General features: G+C 52.3%; 19 protein-coding genes. 9 read left to right on the top strand and 10 right to left on the bottom strand.

The genetic code is table 11. The features are described from left to right. Positions 1-102: 102 nt before the first annotated feature. From glnH to rhtA, 6 genes are all read right to left on the bottom strand, one after another. Positions 103-846 carry a glutamine ABC transporter substrate-binding protein GlnH gene (gene glnH / locus O1V65_RS12565; protein ID WP_017491585.1) on the bottom strand — a complete coding sequence of 248 codons (744 nt, stop codon included), beginning with the start codon at positions 844-846 and terminating at the stop codon, positions 103-105. A 500-nt stretch (positions 847-1,346) separates the two neighbouring features. Beyond that, positions 1,347-1,850, bottom strand: a complete 504-nt coding sequence (gene dps, locus O1V65_RS12560) for a DNA starvation/stationary phase protection protein Dps (RefSeq protein WP_017491586.1) — start codon at positions 1,848-1,850, stop codon at positions 1,347-1,349. Between the two features lie 486 nt (positions 1,851-2,336). Beyond that, positions 2,337-3,068, bottom strand: coding sequence for an anti-sigma factor (locus tag O1V65_RS12555; protein ID WP_227952703.1), 732 nt, complete (start codon positions 3,066-3,068; stop codon positions 2,337-2,339). Beyond that, positions 3,065-3,643: an RNA polymerase sigma factor gene (locus O1V65_RS12550; protein WP_017491588.1), complete on the bottom strand. Its 579-nt coding sequence runs from the start codon at positions 3,641-3,643 to the stop codon at positions 3,065-3,067. The genes O1V65_RS12555 and O1V65_RS12550 overlap by 4 nt, the downstream gene beginning before the upstream one ends. Positions 3,644-3,741: 98 nt before the next feature. Then, complete coding sequence (locus O1V65_RS12545; RefSeq protein ID WP_017491589.1) at positions 3,742-4,305, bottom strand: fasciclin domain-containing protein; 564 nt, start codon at positions 4,303-4,305, stop codon at positions 3,742-3,744. Between the two features lie 149 nt (positions 4,306-4,454). Further along, positions 4,455-5,402 carry a threonine/homoserine exporter RhtA gene (rhtA, locus tag O1V65_RS12540; protein WP_017491590.1) on the bottom strand — a complete coding sequence of 316 codons (948 nt, stop codon included), beginning with the start codon at positions 5,400-5,402 and terminating at the stop codon, positions 4,455-4,457. 390 nt (positions 5,403-5,792) lie between these two features. On the opposite strand from rhtA, the gene ompX reads away from it, so the two are divergent. Further along, a complete protein-coding gene (gene ompX, locus O1V65_RS12535) occupies positions 5,793-6,323 on the top strand; it encodes an outer membrane protein OmpX (protein ID WP_026110492.1) in 531 nt (176 codons plus the stop codon). A 118-nt stretch (positions 6,324-6,441) separates the two neighbouring features. Here ompX and O1V65_RS12530 read toward each other — a convergent pair whose 3' ends face one another. From O1V65_RS12530 to O1V65_RS12520, 3 genes are all read right to left on the bottom strand, one after another. Next, positions 6,442-7,206 (bottom strand): molybdopterin-dependent oxidoreductase, encoded by a 765-nt coding sequence (locus tag O1V65_RS12530; protein WP_017491592.1) that lies wholly within the window; start codon positions 7,204-7,206, stop codon positions 6,442-6,444. Next, a complete protein-coding gene (locus tag O1V65_RS12525; protein ID WP_017491593.1) occupies positions 7,199-7,825 on the bottom strand; it encodes a cytochrome b/b6 domain-containing protein in 627 nt (208 codons plus the stop codon). The genes O1V65_RS12530 and O1V65_RS12525 overlap by 8 nt, the downstream gene beginning before the upstream one ends. 88 nt (positions 7,826-7,913) lie before the next feature. Then, positions 7,914-8,534 carry a hypothetical protein gene (locus tag O1V65_RS12520; protein ID WP_017491594.1) on the bottom strand — a complete coding sequence of 207 codons (621 nt, stop codon included), beginning with the start codon at positions 8,532-8,534 and terminating at the stop codon, positions 7,914-7,916. A 210-nt stretch (positions 8,535-8,744) separates the two neighbouring features. Here O1V65_RS12520 and O1V65_RS12515 point away from each other — a divergent pair, with 210 nt between their 5' ends. The 4 genes from O1V65_RS12515 (at position 8,745) to O1V65_RS12500 (ending at position 13,862) form a co-directional block, all read left to right on the top strand. Next, entirely contained in the window at positions 8,745-9,422 is a 678-nt protein-coding gene (locus O1V65_RS12515; protein WP_084911520.1) for a heavy metal response regulator transcription factor, read from the top strand. After that, positions 9,415-10,806 (top strand): heavy metal sensor histidine kinase, encoded by a 1,392-nt coding sequence (locus tag O1V65_RS12510; protein WP_269129766.1) that lies wholly within the window; start codon positions 9,415-9,417, stop codon positions 10,804-10,806. The genes O1V65_RS12515 and O1V65_RS12510 overlap by 8 nt, the downstream gene beginning before the upstream one ends. A gap of 272 nt (positions 10,807-11,078) precedes the next feature. Further along, entirely contained in the window at positions 11,079-12,746 is a 1,668-nt protein-coding gene (gene eptB, locus O1V65_RS12505; RefSeq protein WP_017494237.1) for a kdo(2)-lipid A phosphoethanolamine 7''-transferase, read from the top strand. A gap of 12 nt (positions 12,747-12,758) precedes the next feature. Next, entirely contained in the window at positions 12,759-13,862 is a 1,104-nt protein-coding gene (locus tag O1V65_RS12500) for an endonuclease/exonuclease/phosphatase family protein (RefSeq protein WP_017494236.1), read from the top strand. An 84-nt stretch (positions 13,863-13,946) separates the two neighbouring features. Here the strand turns inward: O1V65_RS12500 and O1V65_RS12495 are convergent, their stop codons facing one another. Continuing rightward, positions 13,947-15,983, bottom strand: coding sequence for a choline transporter (locus tag O1V65_RS12495; RefSeq protein ID WP_084911510.1), 2,037 nt, complete (start codon positions 15,981-15,983; stop codon positions 13,947-13,949). 407 nt (positions 15,984-16,390) lie between these two features. Here O1V65_RS12495 and betI point away from each other — a divergent pair, with 407 nt between their 5' ends. The 4 genes from betI to O1V65_RS12475 all read left to right on the top strand — a co-directional run bounded on the left by betI (position 16,391) and on the right by O1V65_RS12475 (position 21,512). Beyond that, positions 16,391-16,984, top strand: coding sequence for a transcriptional regulator BetI (gene betI / locus O1V65_RS12490; RefSeq protein WP_269129765.1), 594 nt, complete (start codon positions 16,391-16,393; stop codon positions 16,982-16,984). A 46-nt stretch (positions 16,985-17,030) separates the two neighbouring features. Further along, positions 17,031-18,503 carry a betaine-aldehyde dehydrogenase gene (betB, locus tag O1V65_RS12485; RefSeq protein WP_084911507.1) on the top strand — a complete coding sequence of 491 codons (1,473 nt, stop codon included), beginning with the start codon at positions 17,031-17,033 and terminating at the stop codon, positions 18,501-18,503. A gap of 26 nt (positions 18,504-18,529) precedes the next feature. Then, on the top strand, positions 18,530-20,230 hold the full coding sequence (betA, locus tag O1V65_RS12480) for a choline dehydrogenase (protein WP_017492432.1): 1,701 nt from the start codon (positions 18,530-18,532) through the stop codon (positions 20,228-20,230). A 103-nt stretch (positions 20,231-20,333) separates the two neighbouring features. After that, the gene (locus O1V65_RS12475; RefSeq protein WP_192503465.1) at positions 20,334-21,512 is read left to right on the top strand and encodes a low temperature requirement protein A; all 1,179 of its coding nucleotides are present in this window, start codon (positions 20,334-20,336) and stop codon (positions 21,510-21,512) included. The last annotated feature ends 171 nt before the right edge of the window (positions 21,513-21,683 follow it).

Here is a 21,683-nt window from a genome sequence, read left to right as displayed (position 1 = left end):
CCTGATAAACAAAACAAAGCCGACCCTGGTGATATTCCACTCAGGGCCGGTGATATAGACTGTGCGTGAGTCACGCAGGACAGCTATACCTCGTTAGTGCAATTATTTAGGTTCGGCATCAAACCATTTTTTATAGATAGCAGCGTAAGTGCCGTTCGCGCGCAGCGTTTTAAGTGCAGCGTTAACTTTATCACGCAGTGGGCTGCCTTTCGGGAAGGCAACGCCGTAGTCCTGACCTGCAACGGCTGGACCTACAGTTTTAAAGTTACCGTGACCGGCGGTTTTGATGTAGTACTGAATATTAGGGGCATCGAACAGTACCGCGTCAGCACGACCTGTACCCAGCTCCATGTAGGCGCTGTCGATGTTCGGGAACTGGCGAACGTCTTTAGGTTTCAGGTTTGAAGCCAAATAGTTGACGGAGCTGGTGCCGCTTTTCACTGCCACCACTTTACCGTTCAAGTCTTGAGTCCCTTTGATATCGGTATTGTTTGACTTAACCATGGTGATCAGGCCGCTGGTGTAGTAGCCGTCAGAAAAATCAACTGCCTGCGCGCGCTGTGGGGTAATAGTGATACCCGCCAGAGCCAGGTCGATGTTTTTGGTCTGCAAAGCGGGGATGATACCGTCAAAGTCCATAGGCTTCAGGGTATAAGAAACTTTCATTTCTTTCGCCAGCGCTGCCCACAGGTCGATATCGAAACCGACGTATTTGTCACCCTGTTTAAATTCAAAAGGAACAAATGCGGTATCAGTAGCCACGATAAGTTTTTCTTCTGCTGCATGAGAGCTTACTGCAAAGGCCAGAGTCAGTGCGGCCAGGGAAACTTTTAACATCGACTTCATAAGTGCAATTTCCTTTGTATATTTATGGGAGAACATACCCTTTTATAGTTACGTGGGTGATAAGCAAAAGTTATGCCACATTTCTATCTTTGTTTAATTTCAAGGGGTTAGTCGCCATTCATTGGCATGAAATGCTAAAATGCCTCAGGGTTTGCACCAAATTGGTGCCTTGGTTTTTCGCGGATGTCCATTTTGGTGCGAATCACTAGGCTAAACTATTTTTTATCTCAAAACTGCGCATTTATTAACATTGTTATACATAAAGTACGTGCTTCTGCTAACAAAATTGCTTGCAAAGGCGGTGGTATGCCTTTTTATGGAGCGTGGAGTGTGTCTTAAAACGGAGCAGGAGGCAATAATGTCTTTTGATGCACGTTTATAGGGCGGTGGTGAAAGGAAGGGCCAAGTTTGGGCAAAAAAAATGAGGAGCCGAAGCTCCTCATCTGTTCAAAAATCGTCGTTAGTGATGACGTATGACGGATAAATAATACTTTCCGTCGTTACTCGATGTTGGATTCGATAAACCACAAGAATTTATCGAGGTCGCGAGATGCGGCAGTAAAGATATCCGCAGTATCTTCATCTTCGACCTGAGTAATCGCCTTACGGGTATCGTTGGCAACTATCGCGTAACGTTCTGCCAGGGCTTTAAGATGCTCCTGGACGGTATGAATATTGGTTGGATAGCTTTTCAGCGGCGTCTTGTCGTTCACGACCTGCACGGTACCCAGCGCAACCCCACCTAACTGAACAACACGTTCTGCGATAGTATCCTGGTGCTCAGTGATTGCGGTACGGAAGCCGTCGAGCATTTCATGCACGCCGATAAAGTTTGCGCCACGCATGTTCCAGTGCGCCTGTTTAGTAATCAGCGACAGGTCGATGAACTCGGCAACCAGTTTGTTCAGAACCTTGATGGTCTCGAGTTTGGTGCTTTCATCTACATCGTTACGCGTATAAAGAAGTTCTGAAGATTTCGTTTTTACCAGTTTAGCGGTACTCATCATTAATATCCTCTTCAGTGAGTAGTTATGTATTTGATCACGGGAATAAGTATAGCAAGCTTTGGAGATGACGTTGAAAAATATTTCCTATCACTCTTATAGCCGTGGGCTAATTAATAAAAAGCGGGCCATCCACCACCCAGGAAATTATACCTAGCCCTAATTTCTTATTCCGCGCTGCTTTTAAATAACCTAAGGCCCATAAACGTTAATATCAACCCCTGAAACGTAGTTTTTTAACTAAATCTCTGTTTTATTTGAATTTATTTATTTTATTTGAGTTTGATTAAATGGTGGGTGTGAATGTGATTTATTTTCATTGGCTTTTGTCATGAGCATTTTAAAGAATTCATTAAGACAATTCTGCATTATTTCATGTTTATTTGAGCTATTGGTGCGGTAGATTATTCACGCTGTATCGGAAATTTAAATCGGTATATTGAGGAAGGTGCTGCCTTCCTCAATATATAAGACGTGGGGGCAATGCTAAAGCGTGATGCGTCCGCTGTAGAGCACCGCACCTGTGGGTTGGCCGGTAGGGGAGCCGCCTTTAGGCTCAAGGCTGATAGCCAGCGTCGAGTTGCCGTTGGCGAGATTGTCGTTTAATGCCAACTGCGTCGCGGCGCTGTTGCTCAACAGCCCCAGGGATTGCGGTTTGCCGCCGGCAGGGATAACCCAAAGTTCCAGACTGCGATCGCTGGCGACCTCCGCGGCGTGCAGCGGCGTAATGGTCAACTGCTGAACATGACTGGAGGTGTTACTGGCGGTCACCACCCATTGTCCGGAATCCGCTGTCCCCGCGCCGTTGCCAAGAATAGCCACTGGCGTTGCTTGAGACGAAAGCATCGACGAGGATTCCCAAAGTTTAGGCAGCACTAAGACAATCGCCAGACAGGCCGCCACCGCCCAGCCAATATAGGCGCTGTTAAGCCTGCTTATACCGGGAAGCCTAGAAGAAGTGCTCTGGTAGGTTGTGTCAGTAGCAGGCGGTTTGGGCGGCAGCTGCAGCTGAATGCGTTTCCACACTGAATCGGGCGGCACTACGGGCTTTAACTGGTTGTCCAACTGCGCAAAGGCCTCCTGCCAACGTGCGACCTCTGCCGCCAGCTCCGGGTCTTGTTGCATCTGCTGCTCAAACTGTAGGCGAGCAGGCCCCCTTAGGGTTCCTAGCGCATACTCTGCCGACAGAGCAGCGTGATATTCGCGTCTGTTTTTCATAGGCCCACGCAGCTCTTCAAGTGATCCAGGGCGCGACGGATCCAGCTTTTAATCGTGCCAAGAGGTTGTTGCAAGTGGTCGGAAACTTCGCCGTGCGAGAGCCCCTGGTAGTAAGCCAACACCAGACTCTGTCGTTGTTCCGCAGGGAGATGCCCCAGACATTCCGCCAGTTTTTTTGCATCGGTATCTTGCTGCAAACGGATGAGCGGCTGATCGTACTCATCATTGCCGAGAGTATCCTCTACGCCTTCTTCCAGTTCCAGCCACTGATTATCACTCCCGCGCATCCAGTCAATGGCGCGATTGCGCACGATGTGCGTCAACCAGGTCATGGGAGAACTCAGTGCAGGGTTGTAGCTTGCCGCACGATTCCAGGCGGTAATATAGCTGTCGTGCAAGACCTCTTCTGCCCAGGCGTGGCGACGCAGCATGCGCAACGCAACCGCAAAAAGGCGGGGGGAGGTTAACCGGTAGAGTTGTTCAAAGGCTTGACGGTCGCCAGCAGCGACAGACTGCATCAACTCTCTTTGCAATACGCTGTCGGTTGCCGGATTGTCCAATGCGTTTTCTTTCATCAGTTCTTCCTAAAACCTCGGAGGGAGCAGCACACCGGCGGCACTGCATCCCTCCGGCTGTGTCCGAATACGACACAGCTCATTATAGGAGAGGGTTTTTATTTAGGCATCAATACGGTATCGATAACGTCAATGACACCGTTGCTCTGGTTAACATCATAAGTGCTGATGTTGGCCACGTCGCCTTTGGCATCTTTCAACTGGATATTGTGCGGACCATTGCTGATTAGCCACAGAGCTTGACCGTTAACGGTTTTAAGCTCGGCATGACCGCCGCCTTTTTTCAGCAGTTTTTCGAGATCTTTCATCTCGTATTTACCCGCAACCACGTGGTAGGTCAAGATGCTGGTCAGCGTGGCTTTATTTTCAGGTTTGACCAGGTTGTCTACGGTACCGGCCGGTAATTTGGCGAAGGCAGCGTTAGTAGGCGCAAAGACGGTGAAAGGCCCTTTACTGGAGAGGGTATCGACCAGACCGGCTGCCTTCACGGCGGCGACAAGAGTGGTATGGTCTTTAGAGTTTACGGCGTTCTCAACAATATTTTTTGAAGGGTACATTGCTGCACCACCGACCATGGTGGTGTTGTCTGACATCATTGCAGCCATTGACGCGCTGCTAAACAGAATTGAAGCACACAGAGCGGTACGGATAAATGTTTTCATGATGTAATCCTTTAGGGTTGAGGGTAGGACTTATTGCCTGACATAAGTACATACGACCCAGCTCGCCTTTTGGATGCAGCGGTGAAGCAAAAAGATTTTCTTTTTCGACATAATGTCTTTAATTATATGATTTTAAAATAAAATTTATTTTATTGCGGATCCACTTTTATCGCGCGAATTTTAGCGCGCTTCTGTACCGTCAGCGTCGAGCCCGCCGAAGCGGCGATGATAGCCACCAGCGCAAGCCACTGCATCGGATTCAGTATTTCATCAAGAAACAGAATACCCGAGAAAGCAGCCATCGCCGGTTCCATGCTCATCAGCGTACCGAAGGTCTTGGCCGGAAGCCGCGTCAGCGCCATCATCTCTAGCGAATACGGCACCGCCGAGCTCAACAGCGCAATACCCAGACCTATCGGCAGAATATCCAGGCTAAACAGACCACTGTGCGCTTGTGCAATGCCAATCGGGCAGAAGATCAGTGCGCCGATGCTTGACCCCAGCGCCGCCGTGCCCGGCCCATAGCTGCTGCCAGCGTGCTGGCCAGCGAGGATGTAAACCGCCCAGCAAGCGCCTGCTATCAATGCAAAGCCGGCACCGACGGGATCGATGCCAGTCACGCTATGGCCTATTGGCAGGAGGAACCCTAATCCAATCACCGCCAGCAGCACCCAAACAAAGTCGATAGGGCGGCGAGAGGAAAACATCGCAACCGCCAGCGGACCGGTAAATTCTAGTGCCACGGCAATGCCTAAGGGAACCGTGCGAATTGCCAAATAGAAGGTATAATTCATACAACCCAGCGCCAGACCGTATATCAGCAACGAGCGCAGATTGCCGCCGCGCATTTTTATTCGCCACGGTCTGAAATAGCACAGCAGGATTATCGACCCCATGCCAAGACGCAGTGCGGTCACGCCCTGTGAGCCGACGAGGGGGAATAATGACTTCGCCATTGCAGCACCGCCCTGCAGAGAAAGCATGGCAATCAATATCATTGCAACGGCAATCAGCGGATTGTGTGCTTTAGCCGCTGCGGGTGAAACGGTATCGGTTAAAAGTTGCCCCGACTGATTTTTAAGAGAATTATTTTTCAAAGGTAACGGGTCCGTACAGAGTAAAAGGCGGATAGAGCGCCGCTGAAAAGCCGATATTGTACTGGCAACCAGAAATTTTTAGTGGATTAGTGTTAGCAGAAGGTAAAAAAACTTTTGTCTCAAGGGGATGAATGAGACAATTGCACAACAAAACCGCTGATTATTTGCGCAAAACATTAGGAATATTCCGCTAATTTGAAAAAGTTCAATAAGTTTATCTTATATTATTACGGTGAAAAAACTCTTTTAAATTAGCTGGATACGTCGATTTGGAAACTTTTTGTTACACCATAAAGTGCATTGGACATCTTAATTGAGGCAGAGTTTCACACTACTTTTTGTTATATTTTCATGGTGAAGGTTATTTTGGTTCCCTTTTTTGAGGTGGTTATGAAAAAAATTGCATGTCTTTCCGCATTAGCTTGCGTAGTAGCTTTAGGTACTTCAAGTGCATTCGCTGATACCAGCACTGTTACAGCTGGTTATGCTCAGAGCGATATGCAGGGCGTGGCTAATAAAGCAAACGGCTTCAACCTGAAATACCGTTACGAGCAAGACAACAACCCACTGGGTGTGATCGGCTCTTTCACCTACACTGAAAAAGATCACTCTCTGACTGATAATTCTTATCAGAAAGGTCAGTACTACGGCATCACCGCAGGTCCAGCTTACCGTCTGAATGACTGGGCTAGCATCTACGGCGTAGTAGGTATCGGCTTCGGTAAATTCAGCAATACCGAAAACCCAGACTCTACCGTTCTGCGTCAGAAGTCTGACACCAGCGACGTTGGTTTCTCCTACGGTGCAGGTCTCCAGTTCAACCCAATCCAGAACGTCGCTCTTGACGTTTCTTACGAGCAGAGCCGTATCCGCAGTGTTGACGTTGGCACCTGGATCGCAGGCGTGGGTTACAGCTTCTAATTATAGAAACCTGGCTGCCTCGGTCTTTAAAGATTCAGGCAACGATGTTTCGAAAAAAAACCGCCTCTCGGGGCGGTTTTTCTTTTTTTATTTTCCGTCTGTTAGTCCTGCATTTTGCTTAAATCCCGCTGTACCAGTTATACCCCTGGTCTTCCCAATATCCGCCTGGGTAGGTGTCGGTCACAAAAATTGCCCCGATATGTTTGGCATTTTTGAAGCCAAGCTTAGTCGGCATACGCAGACGAAGCGGATAACCAAAGTCGGGCGGCAAAGGTTTTCCGCCGAAGTCGAGCGCCAGAATGGTCTGCGGATGCAGCGCGGTTGCCATGTCGATGCTGGAGTAATAGCGGTCATCGCATTTAAAACCGACATATTTGCAGGTCAGGTCCGCGCCGACATGCTGCAAGAAGGTCTTCAGCGGCACGCCGCTCCACTGGCCTATAGCGCTCCATCCTTCGATGCAAATCAGTCGGGTTATCTGGCTGCTTTGCGGTAATTGCTGCAGCTGTTGCAACGTCCAGGGCGCTTTTTTCTCCACTTTCCCAGAGACTTCAAGGCGATAGTTGGGGATATCTATCTCGGGCACGTTGTACTCGGGATAATAAGCGTTAAAGCGAAAGGGTTTGGTAATCTGGTCCGCCGAGTAAGTTTGCGCTAACTTCTGACCGCTGAAGAGCCAGCTCTGGACGCGGTCGTTCCAGCGTGACATCGCCCACAGCACCTTATCGACGTCATCTCCGTCCTGCATATTGCAGCCTGTTAGCATCGACACTGCGCCAAGCGTCAGGCCAGACTTAATCATCAGGCGGCGTTGAACGTTAACCAGCTGCTTGCGCTGGTCCGGCTCAAGAATTAACTTTGGCCGTTTCTTTTCATCAGTCATCCGCGCTTTCTCCTGCATTTTTGGTCGCAGCGTTGCCGCCGGTAATCATGCCCGGCAAGGTTTTCGGCACCAGCAGCACCATTACCACGTGTACAACAACGAACAGCATAATGCCGCTCATCGCAAAGAAATGGACGTAGCGAGCGACGGTGAATCCGCCCATCAAATACACCAGTCCGCTAAACTGCACCGGTTTCCAGATGGACAATCCCGAAATCACTAACAGCAGGCCGAGCAACAGCACGCCGACGTACATCAGCTTTTGCACCGCATTATATTGATTAGACTTATGGGATAACCGAAAACGCAGTGCGCTTACCAGGTCATGCCAGACTGAGGCCGGCGTGAAAGGGAAAAAACGCTGCCTGAAATGGCCGCTGAACAAACCCCAGAGCAGGTAGAAAAGCCCGTTTGCCGCCAGTACCCACATCACTGCCAGATGCCAGCCGATATTGCCGCCGAGCCATCCGCCGAGCGTGGCGTTTTGTGGAAAGGTAAAATTAAAAATGGGGTCAGCGTTATAGATACCCCAGCCGCTCATGACCATGCCAATCATCACCAGCAGATTGACCCAGTGGCAGAGCCTCACCGGCCAGGGATGGATTCTTTTTTTACGCATAAGATTTTCCTTGGAGGGAGGTCAGCGCCAGTCCGCCTTGAAGCGCAGACACGTGAGGGGGCGAACCGGCGCTGGTATTCAATTCACATTACATCGGTGGGGTAACGCCGTCTTTGCCGGCAGCAATTCCGCGAGCGGCCAGGGCACCTTGAGCATCTTTAATTGGGAACAGCACGATGTGAGCACCTGGTTTCAGCAGGCTGCGGTCACCCGGTGCCAGCAGAACGACCGGTACGTCATCCGGTACTACTACGGTTTTTTCGCCGTTCTGGTATTTCACGGTCAGTGTACGGCCATTGGAGTTGACCAGTTTGCCGACGGTGCCGTTGGTCATGGTATTGATTTTACCGTCTGCGGACTCGAACGGGTTGAAGCCTTCACCGCTGCCGCGCAGGCTTGGGGCGAATACGTGAACTTCGAGCGCCTTCAGGGTACCGTTAGGCTGAGGTACGGCGGCAGTGCCGATGAAACTGTCAGCCTTGATGTCCGACATTTTACCTTCGGTAACCTGGGTAATTTTGGTCTGATCGGTCAGCTTGACATCCAGCTTTTCGCCCTGACGGGTTGTGAGCTCGAGGGAGGTAGGGGTCACAGAATCGATGGTGCCACGGGTCGGTTTAATGGTGTTGCTAGCGTCTGCTGCAAAAGCCCCGCTGGTCATCAGTAGGGAAGACAGCAGCAGACCGGCAAGGCGTGAGGATTTAATCATAATACTCTCCAAATTATTCATATGAGAACTACAAGGGAAGTCAGGTGACGCATCAATATAAAAATCAGCCTAATGTTTGCTAATTAATAATAGACAGGATGGACGACATACAGGGACTCATTGATGACAAGTTGATGACAATAATGTCATCAAAGGTTTCTTCCAGAACTGATAGACTTTACAAAGGAATGCGGAGTCAAAGAGGCACACATGCGGATACTGGTTATTGAAGATGACGTCAGCACCGGCGACTACCTTAAGAAAGGGCTGGGAGAGGCGGGCTATCGCGTTGATTTGGCGCGTAACGGCGCAGATGGGCTATTTTTGGCGCTGGAAGACAACTTTGATGCGGTGATCCTCGACGTCATGCTGCCGGGGCTCAACGGCTGGCAGGTGATGGAAGTGCTGCGCAAGAAGAGCGACGTGCCTGTTTTGTTCCTCACGGCACGCGATGAAGTGCAGGACCGTATTCACGGGCTTGAGCTAGGCGCTGATGATTATCTTATCAAGCCTTTCTCCTTCACCGAACTGGTCTTGCGCGTGAGAACGCTGCTGCGTCGAGGCACGGTGCGTGAGTCTGACACCTATTCGCTGGCCGACCTGCACATTGATGTGCTGCGCCGTAAGGTGACGCGGCAGGACACGGTTATTCCCTTAACCAATAAAGAGTTCATGCTATTGCATCTGCTGATGCGCCGTGAGGGGGAGGTGCTGTCGCGCACCATGATAGCCTCGCAGGTCTGGGACATGAATTTTGACAGCGATACCAACGTGGTCGACGTGGCGGTCAAACGCCTGCGCAGTAAAATCGACCGGCCCTATGATGTGAAGCTTATCCATACCGTGCGCGGTATCGGCTACGTGTGTGAAGTGCGAGACTATGAGTAAACCTTTTTCACTTATCCTGCGTTCGACGCTGCTCTTTGCCCTGATTGCCGCCCTGGTGGTCAGCTGCGTGGGCTTTTATCTCTATTACTCGATGGAGAAAGAGATGATCCGCCGAGCAGATTATCAGGTCGCGGGCAGGGTGCAGTATTTCCGCCAGCTGCTGGGCAATGATTTTCCGTTGACGCAGCTCAGCCACAATCCCGGATTATTTGAGAATATGCTCGGTAACGAGCGCGATATTCTTCGTTTTCGCCTTCTCGGCCAAGCGCCAATCATCAACGTCAATCCAGGCCACATTGTGCTGCCAGAGGTTGCGGCCGTTCCGGTCGGTCAGACGCTCACCCTGCAAAGCGTGCACCATGTTTTGGCCGAAGACGATACGCCGGTGCGTTTCGCTCTCGCCGACGTGCGTATGAAAGACGGTCAAACGGTCGAGATTCTCGCCGGGCACTTTATGGCGGGTGAAACCAAGATGCTGGATGCGTTCCGCTGGGAGATCATTGCCTCCGTGCTGCTGGCGTATGTGCTGATCGCCGGACTCGGTTACGTGGTTATCCGTCGCGGACTACGCCCGCTGCAGAAAATGGCCAATGAGGCCGCAAAAATCCATCCAACCAGCCTGTCTACGCGGCTAAGTGAAGAGGGCGCACCGCTGGAGCTCCAGCAACTCATTGTTTCTTTCAACGCGATGCTCGACAGGTTGTCGGACGGTTATCAGCGGCTCAATCAATTTTCGGCCGATTTGGCGCACGAGATCCGCACGCCGGTCGGCGCGCTGATGGGGCATTGTCAGGTGGCCCTTTACCAAACCCGCACAACGGAAGAGTATGAGACCCTGCTGGCCAATAACATGGGCGAGTTGGAGCGTATTTCGCGTATGGTCGAGAATATCCTCTTCCTGGCCCGCGCCTCGCATGCACGTTCGGTGCTTAATATTGTGCCGCTGTCGATGGAGAACGAAACGCTGCGGGTGGTGGACTATTTTGAAGGGCTGGCCGAAGAGCGCGGCATTCGCCTGGCGTGTGAAGGCGAGGGCATGGTGTTTGCCGACGCTCTGCTTTTCCAGCGGGCGCTGAGCAATCTGGTGGCTAACGCCATTAATTACGGGGATGAAAACAGCGAAGTCAAGGTTTGGGTCGAGCATCATCCACAGAGCAGCGCCGTTAACGTCGATAACGCCGGTCCGGCTATTCCCACGGACCAGATAGACAAACTGTTTGACCGTTTTTATCGTGCGGATCCGTCTCGTAGCGAAGGGGGGAGCTCAAACGGTCTGGGGCTGGCGATTGTTCAGGCCATTATGACGCTGCATCGCGGCAGTGTGTCGGTCTCGAATCTTCCGCAGGGCAGAACACGTTTCACGTTGACCTTCCCTCGAGCGTAGAAACCGAGGCGATAAACTCATCGTTAAATAAATATTAAATAAAGCGTAAAAAGTGTATTTTTCGTCCTCACGTAACGCAATGAAATATAAGGATATCGTTAATTTTGTTACATTTCCTTAGTCAATGTAATAATTGAATTTATGAGAAATCGGCATTTTCAGGGTCTCATAGTGTCATCGGCAGCCACAAATTGACGCTTTTAGGTCATTTGCCTCCGGCACGGGCGCGCAGCATACGCGAATAGAACCTTTGAAAGAGCTTTTACCGACTGATGTATAAAATACGAGACTTATCGCAACAGAAGATTTCACTTTTTATTGCTTTGTACCTGGGAATATTGCTCAACCTTCCAATTTTTTACCGTCGCTATCACGAATTACACTATGACAATACCTTGTCTTTGATGGTTGAGATGGTGGCGGCATTTGCGTTGGTCTATTTCCTCACCAAGCTTGTCTCCTTTACCGGTAAAACCGTGTATCGAGTGCTGCTTTCTATTGTTGTCGTGGCCTCTGTGGCGGCGGCTTACTACATGATTATCTTCAATGTCGACATCGGCTACGGCATTCTGGCTTCGGCGCTGGCAGTGGACTCGCTCGACCTGTCTAAAGAGTCGGTGGGCAGCCACTTCTTTATCTGGCTCATTGCCGTTAGCTTTATCCCGCTTATCCTGCTTTGGGGCAGTAAAATGCCCGGTTCGTCGCTGAAAGAAACGCGCTTTCGCACCGTTGCCATCAAAATAGTGCTTTTGGTTGTCAGTGGACTGGCCTGTTGGGTGCCACTCAAGTTGATGGGCGGCGCGCAGGAAGCGCATGACCGCATAAACAACCGCATGATGGCCAGCTACGGCGGTGTAGTGGCGGGGAGTTACTTACCTTCTAACTGGTTGTCCGGGCTGGGTCTTTATATCTATAGCTCCTACAGTCAGGCCGAAGATACTAAAAATCTCTTCGATCCTTCAAAACATTTCACTTATGTGCCGCCAAAAGACGTGAAAGATCTGTACGTGGTTTTCGTGATTGGCGAAAGCGCACGACGCGACCACATGGGCATTTACGGCTATGCGCGTGACAATACGCCTAACCTTGAGAAAGAGAAGAATCTGGTCGCGCTACAGGGATATTCTTGCGATACCTCGACCAAACTTTCGTTACGCTGCATGTTTGTACGTATGGGCGGAACTCGCGACAATCCGGAGCGGACTCTCAAAGAGATGAACGTCTTCTCTGTGCTTAAGAATCAGGGCTTTAGTTCTGACCTGTACTCCATGCAGAGTGAAGCCTGGTTCTACAACAAAACCAAAGCCGATGAATACTCGCTGCGTGAAAGCATCGGCTCTGAAAAGCGCAATGCCGGTAAACCGGTCGACGATATGTTGCTGATCAACGAAATGAAGGACTCGATTGCCAACCATCCACAGGGCAAGCACCTGATTATTCTGCATACCAAAGGGTCGCATTACCTGTATTCAGAGCGATATCCGCGTAACTTCGCACGCTATCAGCCGGAGTGTATGGGCATTGATGACGCCTGCTCGACCGAAGAGATGATTAACGCTTACGATAACTCCCTGCTTTATACCGATGATTTCCTTGAGCAGGTGTTTAATCAGATGCGTGATAAAAACGCCATCGTGTTCTATGCTTCCGACCACGGCGAATCTATCTCGCAAAACATGCATTTCCACGGCACCCCGCGGGATCATGCGCCGATTGAGCAGCGTACCGTCCCTATTATGGTGTGGGCATCTGACAAATTCCTGGCCAACGATCAGAATCGTCAGGCGTTTCAGCAGTTGCAAATCATGGCCAGGAACAAAGCGCCGGCCTATCATGAGAAACTTTTCGACAGTATATTAGGTTGTATTGGCTACACTTCGCCGAACGGTGGCATCGTGGAACAGCATAACTGGTGTCACGTACCGACTACGGGAAAATAATGAGAACAAAAAATGGATAATGCGCGTCTAGTGGTGGGGATTCTCACCCTGATTATGACGTTGTTGACCCTGTTGCCTTTATCTCGTAACCAGCGCTGGTGGGTGCGTATCTGGGACTTCCCACGCCTGCAAATGGCCGTGTTGTCGCTGGTGTTTCTCCTGCTTGAGTTGTGTTTTCTGCCCGGAGGCGGGCAGTTTTCATGGCTCATCGTGCTGCTCGCCCTGGGTTGCACGATTTATCAGAGCTGGTGGATATTTCCCTACACTGGCCTTTCGAAAGTGCAGGTAAAAAAAACGCCCGCCAGCCAGCATCCTCGCATTAAAATCCTCAACTGCAACGTGCTGATGACCAACCGCAAGTCTGAAAAACTGCTGGAAATCCTTGCGCAGAACAGACCCGATGTCATCGTCCTGCTCGAAACCAATCTATGGTGGGAGCAGCAGATGGCGCCGTTGCAGGCCAGTCATCCCTACACGCTCAAATGCCCGTTAGAGAACCTTTATGGAATGCACGTCTACTCGCGCTTTCCCCTCATTGAGGCAAAAATTCAGTATCTGGTGGCGGAGGGGATCCCTTCGATGCATTTTCGCGTCGAGCTTGAGGGCGGGGAGCAGGTGGTTCTGCACTGCCTGCATCCGATGCCGCCTAGCCCGACCGAGGACGACGAGTCTACCAACCGCGACGGCGAGCTGATTGCTGTCGGGCATACCTGCGCACGGGCGACTTATCCAACCATTGTGACCGGAGACCTGAATGACGTGGCCTGGTCACGGACTACCCGGCTGTTTATGAAAATCAGCGGGCTGCTCGACCCACGTCGCGGACGCGGAATGTTTAATACTTTCCACGCCAGCTATCCGTGTTTCCGTTGGCCGCTGGACCACGTTTTCCACAGCAAAGACTTCACGCTGGTTGACCTGAAACGCCTTGAACCTATGGGTTCCGATCACTTTCCGATTATGGTGGAACTGGTCCTTAATCCTCGAGAGGGCAGTACGCAGGAGAAGCTGGAAATTGAGCAGGGCGATATCGAGGAGGCGCGCGAGAAAATGACCCACGCCGGAATAAAAAGCCGCGATGTTCATCAGGCAGAGCTTAGTGATATCCAGCATTGAGCGATTATTTTTATTTGTTGAAGAAGCTGGTTGGCAGGTCAAGGGCCAGCGCGCAAGGCGCGTGCCCTTAACCTTTAATCCCCGTTACTCCGGAAACGTCAACGTATTGCCCGGCGCTTCCCGATTGATGTGCAGGAAGTTTAGGTGACGCTCGTACTGGTCCAGAATATCGTTGATCACCTGATGCTTGGTAAAGTCCATCAGGTCATTGCCCTGCGTGCCCTCTAGCAAAAAGGTTTCCAGGCGATAATAGTGCGATTTGCCCGAACGCGCGCGATAGGTGAAGCCCGGTACGGCGTAGCGCTGCGGCCAAATCTGATAGATAAAGTTCTGCTCTTCACCCAGTTTGACCAGCAGCTCCAGATGGTTGAGTTTCTCATCATCCACCGGTGCGCCTTCGGTAAATTCTACCTTGGCACCGCGCAGCTTCAGCTCGTTCGCTACCTCCTGCATCGCAGGACGGCAGACAATATCCAGCATCTTCTGCGTGTGCGTGGTTCCCGGGAAGTTCATCACCCTCGACAGACGCTGCTTCCAGTTCAGTGCTGCATCACCGGCGGACGGTGTCGCAGGCGCAAAGTTTTGCAGCGTACTGGCACGTCGATAATCCTCAAGACGCAGCGATTTATACAGTCCGGCCATCACAAAGAAGATAACGAAGCTAAACGGCAGTCCCATGATAACCGTCGTGTTTTGCAGCGCTGATACGCCGTCGGTCATCAACATTCCCAGCGTCAGCACGCCGATGGTGACCGACCAGAAGATGCGCAGCCAGTTGGGGGCATCGTTGTTGATATCGGCCAGCTTAGAGGTGAAGTTCCCCAGTACCAGCGAGCCAGAGTCGGCCGAGGTAACGTAGAACAGCAGGCCGGTGATGGTTGCCACAGAGGCGCTCAGCGTAAAGCCTGGATACTGCGCCAGCAGGCTGTAAACGCCGCGCTCCGGGTGCGCAATCACTTCGTTGGCGAAGGCAATATTGCCGTGCAGAATCTGATACAGCGCGCTGTTGCCGAAAATAGACAGCCAGAACAGCGTGAACACGAACGGAATAATCAGCGTCCCCAGCACGAACTGGCGAATGGTTCTGCCACGCGAAATACGCGCCAGGAACAGGCCCACAAACGGCGACCAGGCAACCCACCAGGCCCAGAAGAAGAGGGTCCAGCTGTTCATCCACTGCGTTGGGCGGTCAAAGGCGAAGGTGTTGAGCGTCATGCCCATAAAGCGATTGATGTAATCACCAATATTCAGCACCAGCGCATTGAGCAGGAACTCGGTATTGCCGAAGAACAGCAGGAACAGGATAAGCCCCAGCGCCAGCAGCACGTTCAACTCGGAAAGAATACGAATGCCCTTGTTGACGCCCGAAGTGACCGACACCGTGGCCATTATTACCGACAGCAAAATCAGCGCCGCCTGCACCCCCAGACCTTCCGGGATATGGAACAGCACTTTCAGGCCGTAGTTTAGCTGAACCACCCCAATACCCAAGGTCGTGGCGATACCAAAGATAGTGCCGACCACCGCCGCAATATCCACGCTGTGGCCAATCGGGCCGTAGATTTTCTTGCCGAAAATAGGATACAGCGCCGAGCGGATGGTCAGCGGAAGATTGTAGCGATAGCTGAAATAACCGAGCGCGATACCCATCAGCGCATACATTGACCAGCCGGTCAGGCCGTAGTGGAACAGCGTCCAGACCATCGCCTGGCGTGCCGCCGCAATGTTCTGGCCCTGGCCTTCCGGCGGCATCATATATTGCGTGACCGGTTCGGCTACCGAGAAGAACATCAGGTCGATACCAATACCGGCGGCAAACAGCATCGAGGCCCAGCTCATCATGGAGAATTCAGGTTTTGACTGCTCGGGCCCGAGCTTGATAGAGCCAAAGCGCGAGCTGGCGATAAATACCACAAACACAATGTACAGCGTTGCGGCCAGCATGTAATACCAGCCGAAGGTGGCTGATACCCATTCCAGCGCCACGCTAATTGCTTTTCCCGAGATATCGGTAAAGAAAATGGTCATCAGCGTAAAGGCCAGAATCAGCCCCGCCGAGGTAAAAAATACCACCTTGTTTAGCGAGTCTTTAGGTTTTTCCGAAAGTTCGATAGAAGCCATCGTTTTCCCGTTTTCCAAAGGTCATAAAAGACAAAACACAAGGTCGGGAGTGGTGTTTAAAAGCAGCGCGCCTTAGCGCATATCAAGAACACCGGGGACAAGGTTTATGACGCTAAAAAAATGTCCTGACAGGAGATCCGCTGAGTGCACTGGCTTTAAAACGCCTTCATCGACCTGAAAATAAGCAAGTTCTGATATTGCCAGTAACCTGCTTTTTATCAACCGCTTGTGAAAGAATTTGCCTCAATGTTTCTACAAATTCGTTACCAGACGGTAATAAAATATATTCATTTTTTATTGAACGTTCAATCAAAAAAAAGTTTAATAGGGGCAGTTCCGGCGTTAAATAAAATTGAAACAGGCATCAAGACAGCCGTTTCATCACGCCATTTTCAGGAGTGGAGTCAATGCCAAAAGTTGGAATGCAGCCGATTCGGCGGCAGCAGTTAATTGATGCGACGCTTGCCGCCGTGAATGAGGTTGGCATGCATGACGCCTCGATTGCCCAGATTGCCCGTCGAGCGGGCGTATCCAACGGCATCATCAGTCACTATTTTCGTGACAAGAACGGACTGCTCGAGGCGACGATGCGTTATCTGCTGAGCCACCTCGGCGACAGCGTTAAGCAACGACTGGCTACGCTTAACGACGATGCGCCGACCGCGCGTTTACGGGCGATTGCACAGGCAAACTTTGATGAAGGGCAGACCAACGATCCGGCGATGAAAACCTGGTTGGCCTTTTGGGCCAGCAGCATGCATCACCCCCAGCTGTACCGTTTGCAGCAGGTCAACAGTAGAAGGCTCTACTCGAATCTATGCGTCGAATTTCGACGATTTTTACCTCATCACGAGGCGCGTCTGGCGGCGAAAGGCCTGGCAGGACTGATTGACGGTTTGTGGTTACGCAGCGCACTGAGTCACGAGGTGTTTGACCGTCAGGAAGCGTTGCTGATTACGCATCGCTACATCGAATCACTGGCGCAGTCTGCCGCACGCTGAAGGTCAATGCCTTCACTTTGTCGCCCGCTTTGAAACAGGAGAACTTATGTCCCGCTTTGGCATGCAAAAACTTTATATCGACGGTCGCTATCAGGACAGCACCGGCGGTGAAACTTTTCCGGCCATCAACCCGGCCAACGGTGAAATCCTCGCCGAGATTGCTTCTGCGTCCCGCGAAGATCTTGACCGTGCGGTAGAAGCGGCGCAGAAGGGACAGAAAGTCTGGGCCGCGATGACAGCTATGCAGCGCTCCCGCATCCTGCGCAAAGCCGTGGATATCCTGCGTGAACGCAACGACGAACTGGCGCAAATTGAAACGCTGGACACCGGAAAACCGCTGTCTGAAACCACCGCCGTGGACATCGTCACCGGTGCCGACGTGCTGGAATATTACGCCGGTCTGATCCCGGCCATCGAAGGCCAGCAGATCCCGCTGCGCGACACCTCGTTCGTTTATACGCGTCGTGAGCCGCTGGGCGTGGTCGCCGGTATCGGTGCCTGGAACTATCCGATTCAGATTGCGTTGTGGAAGTCTGCACCGGCGCTGGCGGCGGGTAACGCCATGATCTTCAAGCCGAGTGAGGTTACCTCGCTAACCGCGCTCAAGCTGGCTGAAATCTATACCGAAGCGGGTGTGCCGGACGGCGTGTTTAGCGTGCTGACCGGTAACGGGGCCGAGATTGGACAGTATCTGACCGAGCATCCGGGGATCGCAAAAATCTCCTTCACCGGCGGCGTGGTTACCGGCAAGAAGGTGATGTCGAGCGCCTCAGCTTCGACGCTGAAAGAAGTGACCATGGAATTGGGCGGCAAGTCGCCGCTGATTATCTTCCCGGATGCCAATTTGGATCTGGCGGCGGATATCGCGATGATGGCCAACTTCTACAGCTCCGGTCAGGTGTGCACCAACGGCACGCGCGTGTTTGTGCCAAAACATTTGCAGGCCGAGTTCGAAGGGAAAATCGTTGAACGCGTCAAGCGTATCAAGCTGGGCCTGCCGACCGACGAGCAGGTCAACTTTGGGCCACTGGTCAGCTTCCCGCACATGGAAAACGTGCTGCGCTTTATCGAAAGCGGTAAGCGGGACGGAGCTCGTCTGCTGGCGGGCGGTCACCGCGTCACCGACGGCGAATACGGCAAAGGCGCCTTCGTTGCGCCCACGGTATTTTCCGACTGCACGGATGACATGGAAATCGTCCGTGAAGAGATCTTCGGCCCGGTCATGAGCATTCTGACCTATGAAAGCGAAGAAGAAGTGGTGCGTCGCGCTAATGACACTGACTTTGGCCTGGCGGCCGGACTGGTGACGCGCGACCTGAATGCGGCGCACCGGGTGATTCACCAGCTCGAGGCTGGCATCTGTTGGATCAACACCTGGGGCGAATCGGCGGCAGAGATGCCGGTGGGGGGCTACAAACATTCAGGCGTAGGCCGTGAAAACGGCGTGAGTACTCTCGAACATTACACACAAATCAAATCCGTGCAGGTTGAGCTGGGCGAATTTAGTTCGGTGTTTTAAACCGCCGACCGCAAGAGGAGATTTCAATGGATTACGATTACATCATTATTGGTGCCGGTTCTGCCGGTAACGTATTAGCGACCCGATTAACCGAAGACAGCAGCGTTAACGTGCTGCTGCTCGAAGCGGGCGGTCCGGACTATCGTGCCGATTTCCGTACCCAGATGCCTGCCGCGTTGGCTTTCCCTTTACAGGGGCGTCGCTATAACTGGGCCTATGAGACCGACCCTGAGCCGCACATGAACAACCGCCGCATGGAATGTGGCCGGGGTAAAGGGCTGGGGGGTTCATCGCTTATCAACGGCATGTGCTATATCCGCGGTAACGCGATGGACTTCGACAACTGGGCGAAAGCACCGGGCCTTGAAAACTGGAGCTATCTGGACTGCCTGCCGTATTTCCGTAAAGCGGAAACGCGCGACATCGGCGCGAATGATTTCCACGGCGGGGACGGTCCGGTCAGCGTGACCACGCCGAAAACCGGCAATAATCCGCTGTTCCACGCGATGGTCGAGGCGGGCGTACAGGCGGGTTATCCGCGCACCGATGACCTCAACGGCTATCAGCAGGAAGGCTTCGGTCCGATGGACCGCACCGTGACGCCAAAAGGCCGTCGTGCGAGCACGGCGCGAGGCTATCTGGATCAGGCAAGACCGCGCGCCAACCTGACTATCGTGACGCACGCGTTGACTGACCGCATCCTGTTCGACGGCAAGAAAGCTGTCGGCGTGAGCTACATGAAGGGAGACGACCTGCATCCCATCGAGGTGCGTGCCAAACGTGAGGTTCTGCTGTGCAGCGGCGCGATAGCTTCTCCGCAAATCCTGCAACGTTCAGGCGTCGGCCCGGCAGCATTGCTGACTTCGCTGGATATTCCCGTGGTTCATGACCTTCCGGGCGTGGGTGAGAACCTGCAGGACCATCTGGAGATGTATCTACAGTACAGCTGTAAACAACCGGTGTCGCTGTACCCGGCGCTGCAATGGTTTAATCAGCCGAAAATCGGTGCGGAATGGCTGTTTAACGGGACCGGCGTGGGCGCGAGCAACCAGTTTGAGGCCGGTGGCTTTATTCGCAGCCGCGAAGAGTTCGACTGGCCGAACATTCAGTATCACTTCCTGCCGGTGGCGATTAACTACAACGGCAGCAACGCGGTGAAAGAGCACGGATTCCAGGCACACGTTGGCTCGATGCGTTCACCAAGCCGTGGCCGCGTGCAGGTGAAATCCAAGGATCCTCGCCAGCATCCGAGCATCCTGTTCAACTATATGTCTACCGAACAGGACTGGCAGGAGTTTCGCGACGCGATTCGCATCACCCGCGAAATTATGAATCAGCCTGCGCTTGACCCTTATCGCGGACGTGAAATCAGTCCGGGTATTGAGGTGCAGAGTGATGAAGAACTTGATGCCTTCGTGCGTGAGCATGCCGAGACGGCGTTCCATCCATCCTGTACCTGTAAAATGGGCAGCGACGAGATGGCGGTGGTTGACGGGCAGGGCCGTGTACACGGGATGCAGGGGCTGCGCGTGGTGGATGCATCCATCATGCCGCAGATAATCACCGGCAACCTGAACGCGACGACCATCATGATCGCCGAGAAAATTGCCGATGCTATTCGGGGCCGCGAGGCGCTGCCGAAAAGCACCGCCGAGTATTATGTGGCCGACGGTGCGCCGGTCAGAGGCGAACCCCTGAAGGCCGTGACGCTGAAAAAAAGCGCCTGAGCATAGATTTACCGCCCAGAACGCTTAAGGCATGATGAAAAGAGATAACCTCGGGTTATCTCTTTTTTTATGTCTGGTCCTTTTCAGCGTCCGAGAGGTTTCCATGAATCAATCCCACCCGCTACTGCGTGAACGCAACGGCCATGAAGCGTCGGTCTCCTATTCCGAACTGCTGTTTGACCTCATCTATGTCTTTGCGGTCACCCAGCTTTCACATTATCTCCTGCATCACCTCAGCTGGACTGGCGCGCTGCAAACGCTGGTCATGTGGTTCGCGGTCTGGCTGGCGTGGCAGTACACTGCCTGGGTGACCAACTGGTTTAACCCTGATCTGCGTAGCGTGCGCCTGATGTTGTTTGCCGTAATGCTGATGGGGCTGTTTATGTCCTCGGCAATCCCTGAGGCTTTTGGCCAACGCGGGGGAGTGTTCGCTCTGTTTCTGGTGCTGATACAGGTGGGGCGTACGCTGTGCGTGCTGAGCATGCTTGGCTGGCAACATGCGCTCTCAGGCAATTTCAAACGTATTCTTGGTTGGGTGTCTATCTCGGCGGTGTTCTGGCTGGCGGGTGGCGTTTGTCAGGGTGAGACCAGGCTGCTGCTCTGGGCCATCGCAGTGCTGTGCGAATATGTGTCACCGATGTTTGGTTTTCCGCTACCCGGATTGGGACGTTCAAGCAGCCGCCGTGAGTGGACGATTGACGGGCATCATCTCGCCGAGCGCAATCAGCTGTTTGTTATCGTCGCCTTGGGTGAAACCATTTTGATCACCGGCGCGACCTTGAGTGAGCTCACGCCGTGGACTCCCCCGGTGATTATTGCCTCACTCGTCGCCTTCGTCGGCAGTTTGGCGCTGTGGTGGATTTACTTTGATACCTCCAGTAAAGCCGGAAGTGAAGCGATCGTCCATGCGAAAGATCCCGGAAAAATGGGGGCCAGATTTCACTACGTTCACGTGGTGCTGGTCGGCGCGATAATTGTCTGTGCGGTGGCGAATGAGCGGGTTATCAACGAGCCAGCAAGCCACATCAATACCCTCACGGCAGCCGTGCTGATAGGCGGGCCTCTGGTTTATCTCTGCGCCAATGCGGTCTATAAACTTTTTGTTTATCAACGTATCCCGTTATCACATCTTGTCGGCATCGCTGCGTTGGTTGTCCTTGTGCCGTTCAGTTTCGTTACTGACGTGCTGATGGTAAACGGGCTCACGACGCTTATTGTCATTGTAGTCGCCGCATGGGAGAGCATCTCGCGGGCCAGGAAAACGGAAGTAACATCTCCATAGCATTTATGCAGCATTTTTTGAAAAGACAGAAGCCAGAAAGCAGAATCACAGAAAGATGAACTTTATGTGATATCGATCACATAAAGAGTGTATGAAAATGAAACGTAAATTGACAAATGTTGACCGAATCGATAATTAAGAGGCGGCGCTAGGGGCGGCTACAGATTTTTC

Source organism: Rouxiella badensis, assembly GCF_026967515.2.
Taxonomy (GTDB): Bacteria; Pseudomonadota; Gammaproteobacteria; order Enterobacterales; family Enterobacteriaceae; genus Rouxiella; species Rouxiella badensis.
Note: the sequence above shows the minus strand (reverse complement) of the source record. Positions and strands in the feature narration are given on the sequence as shown.